General features: G+C 68.4%; 9 protein-coding genes. All 9 read right to left on the bottom strand.

Going from position 1 to position 12,134, the window contains the following annotated elements:
* Nucleotides 1-60: 60 nt before the first annotated feature.
* The gene (locus HZB86_04385) at nucleotides 61-1,926 is read right to left on the bottom strand and encodes a feruloyl-CoA synthase (GenBank protein MBI5904776.1); all 1,866 of its coding nucleotides are present in this window, start codon (nucleotides 1,924-1,926) and stop codon (nucleotides 61-63) included.
* The gene (locus HZB86_04380; GenBank protein MBI5904775.1) at nucleotides 1,923-3,722 is read right to left on the bottom strand and encodes an acyl-CoA dehydrogenase family protein; all 1,800 of its coding nucleotides are present in this window, start codon (nucleotides 3,720-3,722) and stop codon (nucleotides 1,923-1,925) included. The genes HZB86_04385 and HZB86_04380 overlap by 4 nt, the downstream gene beginning before the upstream one ends.
* A complete protein-coding gene (locus tag HZB86_04375) occupies nucleotides 3,719-6,004 on the bottom strand; it encodes a MoaD/ThiS family protein (GenBank protein ID MBI5904774.1) in 2,286 nt (761 codons plus the stop codon). Before HZB86_04375 ends, HZB86_04380 begins: the two co-directional genes overlap by 4 nt.
* Nucleotides 6,005-6,042: 38 nt before the next feature.
* The gene (locus HZB86_04370; protein ID MBI5904773.1) at nucleotides 6,043-6,984 is read right to left on the bottom strand and encodes a 2-dehydropantoate 2-reductase; all 942 of its coding nucleotides are present in this window, start codon (nucleotides 6,982-6,984) and stop codon (nucleotides 6,043-6,045) included.
* Complete coding sequence (locus HZB86_04365) at nucleotides 6,981-7,424, bottom strand: amino acid-binding protein (GenBank protein ID MBI5904772.1); 444 nt, start codon at nucleotides 7,422-7,424, stop codon at nucleotides 6,981-6,983. Before HZB86_04365 ends, HZB86_04370 begins: the two co-directional genes overlap by 4 nt.
* Nucleotides 7,425-7,452: 28 nt before the next feature.
* Entirely contained in the window at nucleotides 7,453-8,025 is a 573-nt protein-coding gene (locus HZB86_04360; GenBank protein MBI5904771.1) for an indolepyruvate oxidoreductase subunit beta, read from the bottom strand.
* Nucleotides 8,012-9,793, bottom strand: coding sequence for a 4Fe-4S binding protein (locus tag HZB86_04355; protein ID MBI5904770.1), 1,782 nt, complete (start codon nucleotides 9,791-9,793; stop codon nucleotides 8,012-8,014). Before HZB86_04355 ends, HZB86_04360 begins: the two co-directional genes overlap by 14 nt.
* A gap of 47 nt (nucleotides 9,794-9,840) precedes the next feature.
* Entirely contained in the window at nucleotides 9,841-11,187 is a 1,347-nt protein-coding gene (locus tag HZB86_04350) for a phenylacetate--CoA ligase (GenBank protein ID MBI5904769.1), read from the bottom strand.
* A 208-nt stretch (nucleotides 11,188-11,395) separates the two neighbouring features.
* On the bottom strand, nucleotides 11,396-12,134 hold a 739-nt coding region (locus HZB86_04345; GenBank protein ID MBI5904768.1), incomplete at its 5' end, for a 3-hydroxyacyl-CoA dehydrogenase family protein.

The following is a 12,134-nucleotide window of genomic DNA, read 5'->3' as shown; positions in this document are numbered from 1 at the left end:
TTTTCACCGTCTCCCCCTCCTTCTTGGTTTGTTCGCGCGGGCGGCCCCGGGCCGGACCGGTCACAGGACGACCACTCCGGGGTCCGGTCGATCCGCGTACAGCCGTTCCACCAGTTCCCCTCGCCGCTCCAGCGCGGCTCCTTGGTTGATGTATCCCTTGTCGGTGATCTCGTTCGCGTCGATCGAAGGCGGTTCGGTCATGAGCAGGACGCGCCCGATCCTCGTCGCGGAGCCTTGCTGCCGTCCATTGTACTCCGCAAGCGTATCCCGGAGGTGCCGGAGCACCTCCTCCTCGACGACGAGCTCCGCGAGCGGCCGGCTCCCCCCGGTGTCCCGGCAGACCTCCCGCAGCCAGAGGAGGTTCGGCCAGGCCAGGATCCCGATCGCCTCCCGGTCGTGCCCGGTCACCAGTGCGTCCTGCAGGGCCGGCGCCGCGGCCGCCATCACCGCGAGACGCACGTTCCCCACGTGCGTGGAGAGCTTGAAGTCCTCCGCGACCCGGCCGGCGAAGACGATCCCCCGGGCGGGGTCGTCCGGGTCGGCGAACGTCCCGGCGTCCCCGATCCGGTAGAACCCTTCCGCGTCGAAGGCGTTGCGGGTCAGGTCGGGGCGGTGCAGGTACCCGGGCGTCACGTTCGGACCTTTCACGCGGAGCTCGTACTTCCCGCCGCTGGGGACCATCTTTATGGTCACCCCCGGACACGGGATCCCGATGACTCCCGCCCTGTCGATCGGGAAGTGGGCCGATGTGGCGAGGGGGGCGGTCTCCGTCGATCCCCAGGAGGAGGTCATCGGGACCACCCTCCCCGTGGCCTCCAGGGAGACCGCCTCCAGGCGCCGCCAGAGGTCCTGCGACAGGGCGGCCCCGGCGTAGAAGATAAGCTGCAGCCGCCGGAAGAAGCTGTCCCGGACGCTTGCGTCCCTCTCGAGGAAGGGGAGGATCATGGCGAAGCCGGCCGGGACGTTGAAGTAGACGGTCGGGGAGATCTCCGCGAGGTTCCGGACCGTCTGCTCCACGAGGCCGGGGGCCGGCTTGCCGCCGTCCACGTAGAGGGTCCCGCCGCGCTTCAGGACGAGGTTGAAGTTGTGGTTCCCGCCGAAGGTGTGGTTCCACGGGAGCCAGTCGACCAGGACGGGCGGGGTGGCCTTCGTGAACGGCCAGATCTGCGCCAGCATCTGCTGGTTCGAGCAGAGCATCCGGTGGGTGTTGATCACCCCTTTCGGCAGCCCCGTGGAGCCGGAGGTGAAGAGCACCTTGGCGACCGATCCCGGGCGCACCGCGGCGAACGCCTTCGAGACCGCCTCCGTCGGGACCGTCTCAAGGAACGATGCGAACGGGGTGACCGGGACTCCCTCGACCGTCCCGCGGCTCGCGACGACCTCGACCCCGGCGAGATCGAGCGCGGAGAGCGCGCGGGAGAACATCTCCGCGCTCTCGGCGAACACGAGCGCGGGCGCAACCTCCCGGAAGATGGATTTCAGCTTGGAGAAATCCTGGCTCAGCAGCGAATACGCGACGGAGACCGGGACCACCGGGACGCCCGCGATGAATCCCCCGAGCATGAGGAGGGCGTGGTCGACCGAGTTCCCGGAGAGGATCATGACCGGCTGCTCCGAACCCATCCGGCGGTCGATCAGCGCCTGCGCCACGGAGTCGGCGAGCCGGCCCGCCTCCCCCCACGTCACGAGCCGCCACTCTCCCGATGCGTCGCGCTCCCCGAGGAAGATCCGGTCGGGGGACTCCGCAACCCATCGGCGGAACATCGCCCCCAGGCTCTCCTCGTGCGGTTCCAGCGCCCTCGGAGAGCGGAGGAGATATCCGCCCTCCGGGGTCTTCTGCGCGTCGACCTCCGCGGGCGCCAGATCCAGCGGCGCGAAATGCCTTTCTCCCACCTGCTCCCTCCCCGCGTCCCCGGCCTTCCTCACGGCCCGTGGGATCGAAAAACGTACCGGCCGGCCTCCGTCGACGCCTCCGCGAGGAGGCGCTTCGCCGCGAGCAATCCGTCGGCCGGGTATGCGCAGCGCCGGGACAAGAGGGCAAGGCGCGAAGCCAGCGTCTCCCCCGGCAGCGCGTACGCGCAGCACCGGGATGCGGCCGCGTGGAACCGGCCCGCGCCGGTAAAGATCGCGGCCTTCGCGACCGCCGCCAGAAGGTCCTTCTCCCGGCCGCCCGACGCGGCGTGCTCCTTCCCGACCCGGAGAACGACCGTCTCCATGGCGAAGATCCCGATCGCCATGTCCGCCAGCGCGAGCAGCACCTCCTGGCTCTCCTTCGCGTTCCACGACGCGTCCAGGATCTCCAGGAAGGCCGCTTTGAGGCCGTCCACGAACCGAAGGTCCCCGCCGAAGGCGCCGTTCCCCGATGCCCTCCCCCGTTTCCCCGATTTCGCGCGGGAAGAGGCTTCCGCCGCCTCCCCGCGAAGGTCGAGTTCCCCGCTGTCGCTCTTCCGGATCAGCAAGGTGGGGATGAGCAGGCGGTTGATCTCGTTGGTCCCCTCGAAGATCCGGTGGACCCGCTCGTCCCGGTAGACCCGCTCGACGGGGTAGTCGCGGATGTACCCGTAGCCGCCGTGCACCTGGACCGCCTCGTCGGCGACGTACGCCAGCGCCTCCGTGCAGTGGACCTTCGCGATGGCGCACTCGACCGCGTACTCCTCGATCGCCTTCATGTACCGTTCCATGGAATCGGACCGGGTGCGGGGAAGCGCCGCGATCCCGGAGTCGAGCAGCCCGGCCACGCGGTACACGACCGATTCGCACGAGAAGATCGCCGCCGTCATGTCCGCCAGCTTCTCCCGGATGGCGCCGAACTCGCCGATGACCCGGCCGAACTGCCTCCGCTGCCCGGCGTACGCCGCGGCGGAGGCGAACGCCCCCTTCGCCATCCCGGTGACGCCGGCGGCGAGTTTCAGCCTGCCGATGTTCAGGACGTTGAAGGCGATCTTGTGCCCCTTCCCGGCCTCCCCCAGCAGGTTCTCGACCGGGACCTCGGCGTCCTCCAGGATGACCTGCGCCGTGGAGGAGCCTTTCAGCCCCATCTTCTCCTCCTCCGGTCCGACGGCAACCCCCGGGAACCGCCGCTCCACGAGGAACGCGGAGAACCGTTTCCCGTCGATCTTCGCGAACACCGTGAACAGGTCGGCGAACGCGGCGTTGGTGATGAACTGCTTCACCCCGGTGAGCCGGTAGCTTCGGCCGTCCTCCGACAATCGCGCCGTGGCCCGGGCGCTCAACGGGTCGCTCCCGGAATCGGGCTCCGTCAGGCAGTACGCTCCGATCCACTCCCCGGAGGCGAGCCTCCCGAGATACCGTCTTTTCTGGTCCTCCGTCCCGTAGTAGACGAGCGGGAGCGTTCCGATGCCGGTGTGCCCGCTGAAGGTGATGGAGAACGACCCGGACGGCCCCAGCGTCTCGGCGATCAGCATTCCGGTGGCCTTGTCGAGGTCGAGGCCCCCGTGCTCCTCGGGTACGTCCGCGAGGAACAGCCCGAGCGCGGCGCACTTCCGCATCTTCTCGACCACGAGCGGAAAATCCCGGCGCTCCATCCGGTCGATGTCCGGGAGAAGCTCCTTGCGGACGAACTCCCCGGCGGTCCACGCGATCTGCCGCCGGTCCGGCGGGAAATCCCCCGGCGTGAAGATCCGCTTCCCCGCGGCGCCGGTCAGCAGGAACTCCCCGCCCCGATCGGCCCTTCCCGCCGTCGCTGCGCGCCGTTCGTTCATCCGCCCCCCATGATCCGCACGATCGCGACCTCGTCGCCGGACCGGACCGCCGCCCCCTTCTCGTTCGAAAGGACCATCGCGCCGTTCACCGAGACGACGAGGGAGCTGTTCGATAGCTCCCGGACGGCGTGCGGGAGCCGGATCTCCAGCGCCTCCCGAAGCTCCGCGACGGTTCCCACCGGCCGGTCGACGATGACCGCTCCCTCCGGAGCGCCCGGGATCCCCTCGGGAAGGCGGACCTCGACCGCGAAGCCGGTCACGATCTCCGCCAGCCGCCGGTGCCACGAAAGGGACGGAACGCCCGCCCGGTTCAGGCCCAGGAGCTCGTAGTAGCGCCCCTTGAGCTCATCGAACCGCCCCCGGTCGATCTTCTCGCCGGCGAACGGCCCCGCCGTTACCGCCTCCTCGAACCACCGGTCGGGCAGCGTGTCGTCCTTTTCGGTAAGCCCCAGCCGCGCGTTGATCAGCCGCTCGATCCCGGTGATGTCCCGCCCGATCGCGTCGAGCGCCCCGGGGGTGAAATCCTCCCCGGTGAGCTCCTTGAGCTGCCGCGCGAAGTCGTCGTAGTCGGCGGTGGAGGGCGAATTGAACAGCCGGGTCGCGAAACGGCACATCCCGACCGCGTCGCCGACGGCGAAGATGTTCTCGCACGCGCGGACGGCGTGCTCCTTCCCCTCGTAGACGTTCGGCTCGGGGGCGACGTATCCGCCGTAGAGGGCGGTCTTGAACTCCCGGTTGTCGTTGATCCGGGCGTTGATCTCGAGCGTCGGGCGGTTCCGGAGGTGGTCCATCCCCCGGGTCGCCACGGCCAGCCCCAGCGCGAACCCTTTCAGGATCCGCGCGTCGTGCGGGTCGGACTGGAACAGCCCCTTCACGGCCATCCGGTACGCAAGCGCCTCGGCGGGATACCGGCCGCGCGCAACCGCGCGGCCGGAGTCCGCGATGACGTCCCCGAAGCCTTCGCGCGTCGCCGTCAGGAAGAGGAGCTTCTCGATGACCTCGTAATTCCCCCACGAAAGATCGAGCCCTCCCGTGTCCTCCCGCGTGATGATCCCGCGCTGGTACAGCTCCATCGCCCACGCGATCGCGCTGCCCGTGCTCGCCGAGTCGAGCCCGAGGTCGTTCACGATGTTGTTCAGCCGCAGCGCCTGCTCCGGCTCCTTGATGCCGACCATCGGCCCCATCTTCCCGAGGGTCACGTAGTCGGGACCGTCCCCCTTGTCGAACCGGTCGAACGCGCCGTCCCCGCGAACCCCCTTGTACGCCTTCTCCCGGCGATGCTCGAGTGCGGCCTGCTCCCGGTCGTAGCCGGCGTTCCCCTCGACTCCCGAAAGCGCCTTGGCCCCCCACCCCCCCTTCCCCTCCGGGGTGAGATCGTTCAGCGGGCGGCACCGGATGGGGCATTTGTGGCAGCCGTCCATCCCGGTCCGGTAGACGTCGAAGTTGTCGGCGTCGAGCGTGTCGTACCACTGCGTCTCCTGGTTGTTCTTCGCCCCCATCGCGCCCAGGATCCGGCTGGGCTTGTAGAGGAACGGCGTCCCGACGGTCTTCAGCGCGTGCTTCACCACGCTGGTCGACAGGATCTTCCGCGCCAGCTCCCGGTTCCTCTCCACGAACTCCGCGGAGCGCGCCCCGGGAGCGGGGCGGCCGAGGATCACGATCCCCTTGACCTTCATGGACCCCATCTTCGCGCCGGGCCCGCCGCGCGCGTAGATCGCCTTGGGGCCCCCCATGATGCCGGCGCACAGCGCGAGGTTCTCCCCCGCGCGGGTGATCCGGGCCATCGCCATGTCCTTGCGCTCTTTGCAGGAGTAGTCCCTCTCGACCGCCCGCGTCACGTCGGCGTTGTCCATCCCGAGGTACGGCGCGGCGTCGTCGAACGCGACCTCCCCTCCGGACAGGCGCAGGAGGGTCCACCCCGGCGACCGGCCGTACAGGACCAGGTGGTCGTACCCGAGGCCCTTGAGAAACGCGGGAAAGACGTCGCCGCAGTTGCTGTCCAGGACGGCGTCGCTGTCGGGGGAGACGCCGCTTACGTTCCCCCGCGCCGCCGCGGGGACGGCGCCGGTGAACGTCCCGCTGCCGAAGATCAGCGGGACCTCGGGGTCGAGCGGTTCCCTCCCGTCGGGCAGGAGGTTGTAGAGGAGGAACATGTTCGCCCCCCGGGCGGAGAGGAACGAGCGGAAGACCGCGATCGGGAGGTGCCGCGAGAAGTGCTCCCTGCGCTCGAGGTCGACGAAGAGGACCGCGCCCTGCGCCGGGTATTGGGGGCGGTCGCACATCCGGGCCGACAGCCGCGAGACATTCTCCCGGATCGTGTTCACTTCGGCTCGAGGGATTTCACGAGGCCGCGGATCATCGTGTGGTTCGGGGTGGCGGTCCCGGCCTGGACGCCGTACTCGACGATCTTGCCGTTGATGAAGTCGACCTCGGTCCTCCGGCCCGCCTCGATGTCCTGGAGCATGGACGGCTTGTGGTGCCCGGCGCTCCGGATGTAGTGGATGCAGTACGGGTAGAAGTTCGAACCGAGGGCCACCTCGTTGGCCCGCGCGACGGCGACCCCCTCCTTGATGAGCGCGTCGACCAGGTGGAAGAGGATCGGGTCGTTGATCACCTCGGCCATCGTCTTGCCGGTCACCGCGCAGATGGGGTTCATACAGGCGTTGAGGATCGCCTTGCGCCAGACCATGTTGTGGATCTGTTCGGTGTGCCGGGTCTCGAGCCCGCACTCCGTGAACACGCGGCAGATCGCGACGGCGGCGTCCCGGGACCGCGGATCGATCTCCTGGATGTAGTGGGGACGGTGGTGGAAGGCGATCCGCACGTGCGCCGGCGCGATCGGGACGCACCCGAGGTTCACGACCGCCCGCAGCACCGCCGCATCGCCGAGGTTCCGGGCGAGGACGCGCTCCGTGTCCACGCCGTTCTGCCAGCTGACGACGTACCTCCCCTCGCCGACCACCCCTTCCAGCGCCGATGCGAGCAGCGGCAGGGCGGTGGCCTTGACCGCGACGACGATCACGTCGGGGGGATCCGCGATCAGGTCGTCCACGTCGGTCGTGACCTTCGCGACCCGCGCCGTGACGGTGTCGGTCCCCTCGATGACGATCCCGGGGGAGAGGGCCGGGGCGAGGAGCGCCGGGACCACGTCGCACAGGGTCACCTCGCGCCCCCCCGCGGCGAGGAAGGCGGCGACGACCGCTCCGACCGGGCCGGCGCCGATCACCGCGAACTTCTTCGGATCGAACGCGTTTCCCTTCATGCCCGGTTTTCCAGGATCCCGAACGCCTCTGCGTCGAGGAGCTTCACGTGGTTGCCCCGGAGGATCTCGATGGCCCGGTCGTTGTCGCTGAACCGGAAGATCATGACCGCCCTGCCCGAGGAGGTTCCGGCCAGGGCGTACATGTATTCGACGTTGACCTTGGTCTCCTTGAACGGGAGAAGGAGCCGGGCGAGGCTCCCCGGGATGTCCTCGATCTCGGCGGCGACGACCTCGTCGACGCGCGCCGGGAGCTGCTTCTCCATGATGACCCGCCGGGCGCGGGCGACGTCGGACACCAGGATCCGCAGGACCCCGAAGTCGGAGCTGTCGCTGATGCAGAGGGACCGGAGGTTGAGCCCCGCGTCGCCCAGGGCCTGCGTGGCTTCGTAGAGACGCCCGGGGGCGTTTTCGAGAAAGACCGAGAGCTGCTTGAGCTTCATGGATACCTCCGGCGCCGCGTCCGGCGGATCAGGCCGCCGCCCCGCCCGTCAGGGCCTTCCGGTTCACTTCGGCTCCCCTGCCCTTCGACATCGCCGTCACGACGCCCTCCACGATCCGCGGGTCGATCGGGAGGGCCTTGAGGACGGATCCGACCATCACCATGTTGACCGCCTTCGCGTTTCCGGCCGCCTTCGCGATGGCGAGCGCCTCGATCCCGCGCGCGCCCGGGACCGCCATCGCGATCCGCTCCGCCACGTCGGCGGGGTACGCGGCCAGCCCGGACGCCACGGTGCTCGGGTTGATGGTCGCCTTGTTGTACACCAGCATGCCGCCCGGCTTCAGGTAATGGAGGTGCCGAAGCGCCTCGAGCGGCTCGAAGGAGATGAGCAGGTCCGCCGTCCCCGGCATGACGACCGGGGAGCCGACCCGGGGGCCGATGCGGACGAAGGAGATGACGCTCCCGCCCCGCTGGGCCATCCCGTGCACCTCGTTCTGCTTCACGTCCATCCCCGCGACGAGCGCGCTCTCCGAGAGGACCTTCGAGGCGAGGAGGACCCCCTGTCCCCCGACCCCCGCGATGACGATGTTAAAGATTCCCATCGCCCCCCCCCGCCCGGCTCTGGGCGATCGCGTCGAACCGGCAATGCTTCGAGCAGATGCCGCACCCGTTGCAGATCTCCGGGTCGATCCGCACCTTCGGCTTGTCGCCGTCGGCCGTAAGGCCCAGCGCGACGCAGGCCACTTTCAGGCACGCCTTGCACCCGGTGCACTTCCCGGGGTCCACGGCCAGGACCGGACGCTTCACGCGGTACCGGAGGGTGCACGGGTTCCGGTCGACCAGGACGTACGGCCCCGGCGTCTCGAGCCCCCGGCGGATCGCCGCCTCCGTTTCCTTGAGATCGTACGCGTTGATCTCGAACACGTTCTCGATCCCCAGGACCTTCACGAGCGCGACGATGTCGACCTGCCGGGCCGCCTGCCCCATCAGCCCCCGCCCGGAGCCCGGGTTGTCCTGCCCTCCGGTCATCCCGGTGGTCCGGTTGTCCATGATGACGACCAGGGCGTTGCCGCCGTTGTACGCCATTCCCAGGAGCCCCGTCATCCCGGAGTGGAAGAAGGTCGAATCCCCGATGACGGCCACCGGCTTCCCCGGCCTCTCCGCGATCTCGTTCACCTTCGCCATCCCGTGGGCCGCGCTGATGCTCGCCCCCATGCAGATGCACGAGTGCATCGCGTTCATCGGCGCGAGCGCGCCGAGGGTGTAGCAGCCGATGTCCCCGGAGACGAACACCTTGAGCTTCGCGAGGATCGAGAAGACCCCGCGGTGCGCGCACCCGGGGCAGAAGGTCGGGGGCCGCAGCGGGAGGTCCGTGGCCGGGGCCGCCCCCGCGGGGCGTCCGCCGCCGCCGGCGGCCGCCCGGACGACGTCGGCGTTGACCTCGTCGCAGTACGGGATCCTGTCCTTCCCGACGTCGACCCGGATCCCCATCGCGCGGACCTGCTCCTCGAAGATCCCGTCCAGCTCCTCCACGATCATGAACCGGGAGACCTTCCCCGCGAACTCCCGGATCTTCCCCTCGGGGAGCGGGTGGACCATCCCGAGCTTCAGGATCGAGGCGTCCGGGTACGCCTCCTTCACGTGCTGGTAGGAGATCCCGGAGGTGAGGATCCCGAGCTCCGTGTCCCCCATCTCCACCCGGTTGAGCGGAGTGGTCTCGGCGAACTCCCGGAGCTTCAGCAGCCGCTCCTCGATCGCGGCGTGGCGGACCTTCCCGAAGTGGGGGAGCATGACGTACTTCGGGACGTCCTTCACCCATTCGCCGACCTTCGGCTCGATCCTCCCCTGCCGCTCGACGATCCCCTTGGCGTGCGAGATCCGGGTCGTGGTGCGGAGCATCACGGGCGTGTCGAACCGCTCGGACAGGGCGAGCCCCTCCCGCAGGAAGTCGTACGCCTCCTGCGAGTCCGACGGGTCGAGCATCGGGATCTTCGCGAACTTCGCGTAGTTCCGGCTGTCCTGCTCGTTCTGCGACGAGTGCATCCCGGGGTCGTCCGCCACCATCAGGACCAGCCCCGCGTTGACGCCGGTGTAGTTCAGGGTGAGCAGGGCGTCCGCGGCGACGTTCACCCCGACGTGCTTCATGGTGGCCATCGCCCTGCCCCCCGCGATCGAGGCGCCGATCGCCGCCTCGAGCCCGACCTTCTCGTTGGGGGCCCACTCGCAGTACACCTCGCCGAGCCGGGCCACCTCCTCCAGCGTCTCGGTGCTGGGCGTCCCCGGATAGCCGGAGGCGAACACGCCGCCCGAATCGGTGAACGCGAGCGCGATCGCCTCGTTGCCGGACAGGATCTTCCGTTCCGCTTTCATCCCTGGCGACGTCCCCTCCTGGCGAACTGCGGCTCCGGTTCGGTTGCTCATGTCTTCGGGCGCCGGTCTTCGACCCGCCGGGCCTTCCCCTCGCTGCGCTGGATCGATCCGGGCTGCACGAGGGTGATCTTCACCGAGATGCCGATGATGTCCTTGATGTCCCTCTTCAGATTCTCCATCTTTTGCCGGGCCAGCGCCACGTCCTTCAGGATTTCCTGCTCGCTCCCCTTCAGGACGTCGGCGCCCGCCTTCGCCATGAACTCGTCGGTGACCTCGACCCGGACCTCCACCTCGTCCAGGGTCCCCTTCCGGTCGACCACGACCATGTAGTGCGGCGACACGCCCTGCCGCTTCAGGACGATCGACTCGATCTGCGACGGGAAGAAGTTGACCCCCCGGATGATCAGCATGTCGTCGGTGCGGCCGGTGACCCGCTGCATCCGGACCAGGGTTCGCCCGCAGGCGCACTTCTCCGGGATCAGCCGGGTGATGTCCCGGGTGCGGTACCGGAGCAGCGGCTGACCCTCGTTCCCGATCGTGGTGAAGACCAGCTCTCCCGTCTCGCCGGGCGGAAGCGGCTCCAGCGTCTCGGGGTGGATGATCTCCGGGAAGAAGTAGTCCTCGTTGATGTGGAGCCCGTTCCGGACCTCCCGGCACTCGAACGCCACGCCCGGGCCGATGATCTCCGAGAGGCCGTACAGGTCGCACGCCGTGATGCCGAACTTCTCCTCGATCGCCCCGCGCATCGATTCGCTCCACGGCTCCGCCCCGAACAGGCCGGTCTTCAGCTTCAGCTTCCGGAAGTCGACTCCCATCTGCTCGCCGATCTCGTGGATGTGCATGAGGAACGAGGGGGTCACGGTGAGGACGGTGCTGCCGAAATCCTGCATCATCATGATCTGGCGCTGGCTGTTCCCTCCCGACATCGGGATGACGGACGCACCGACCCGGATGGCGCCGTAGTGGGCGCCGAGCCCCCCGGTGAAGAGGCCGTAGCCGTAGATGTTCTGGACGATGTCGTCCTTCGTGACGCCGGCGGCGGTGAAAGCGCGGGCCATGGCGTCGGACCAGAGGTCGATGTCGTTCCTTGTGTAGGCGACAACGACCGGCTTCCCCGTGGTTCCCGAGGTCGCGTGGAACTCGACGATGTCCTCCCGGGATGCCGTGAACAGGCCGAACGGGTAGCTGTCGCGGATCTCCCCCTTCGTGGTGAAGGGGATCCTCCGGATGTCGTCGAGCGTCTTGATGGCGGCGGGCTTGACTCCCGCCGCGTCCAGCTTCTTCCTGTAGACCGGGTTCTTCCCGTGGATGTAGCGGACCGTCTTCCGGAGGCGGTCGAGCTGGATCTTCCGCATCTCTGCGCGACCGATCGTCTCTTCCTTGCTCCACGCCATGGCCTATCTTCCTTTCGTTGGATGTCGGCCGGAAACTTAGTGCAGCGTCTCGCAAATACCCTGGCATTCGAGCGCCGCTGCATCCGCTCCAGCTTTGTTGCGTAAGTTCGTCGTACTCTCCCGGTACGCCTTCACTTCCGCGCCTTGCTGGCGCGGCGCATCGACGCTCTCGATGCGTCAGGCTATTTGCGAGACGTTACACTAGTCGCTACTTCTTCTCCGAGTAGTCGTAGAACCCTTTGCCGGTCTTCCTGCCGAGGTACCCGGCCTTCACCATGTTCCGGATCAGCCCCGGGGGGGCGAACCGGGACTCCTTCGTGTACCCGTGGAAGATCTCGCCGACCAGGTAGGAGATCTCGACGCCGGTGTAGTCCATCAGCTCCAGGGGCCCCATCGGCATGCCGCACCCCAGCTTCATCGCGGTGTCGATGTCCTCCGCCGACGCCACGCCCGCCTCGAGGAGTCGCGCCGCGTCCAGCATGTAGGGAACCAGCAGCCGGTTCACGACGAACCCGGGGGTGTCCTTGCAGGTGATCGCCGTCTTTCCGAGCTTCGCCGCCATCGCCCGCGCCAGGTCGGTCACGGCCTTCTCCGTCTGCATCGCGGGGATGACCTCCACCAGCTGCATCATCGGGACCGGGTTGAAGAAGTGCATCCCGACGAACCGGGACGGCCGCTTCGTCAACGCCGCCATCTCGGTGATGGAGAGGGAGGAGGTGTTGGTGGCGTAGATCGTGTCGTCGCCGCAGACGGCGTCGAGCTTCCCGAAGAGCTCCTTCTTGACGCCGACGTCCTCGAAGACCGCCTCGAACACGAAGGGGACGCCCGAAAGAGTGCCGACGTCGGTCGAGAAGGAGATCCGGCCCAGCGCCTGCTTCATCTGCTCCTCGGTGATCTTCTGCTTGGACAGCATCCGCTCGAGGCTCTTGGCGATGGCCTTCTGCGCC

The sequence above is a fragment of the Deltaproteobacteria bacterium genome (genome assembly GCA_016234845.1).
Classification (GTDB): domain Bacteria; phylum Desulfobacterota; class Deferrimicrobia; order Deferrimicrobiales; family Deferrimicrobiaceae; genus JACRNP01.
This window is presented reverse-complemented; position numbering and strand designations above follow the sequence as displayed.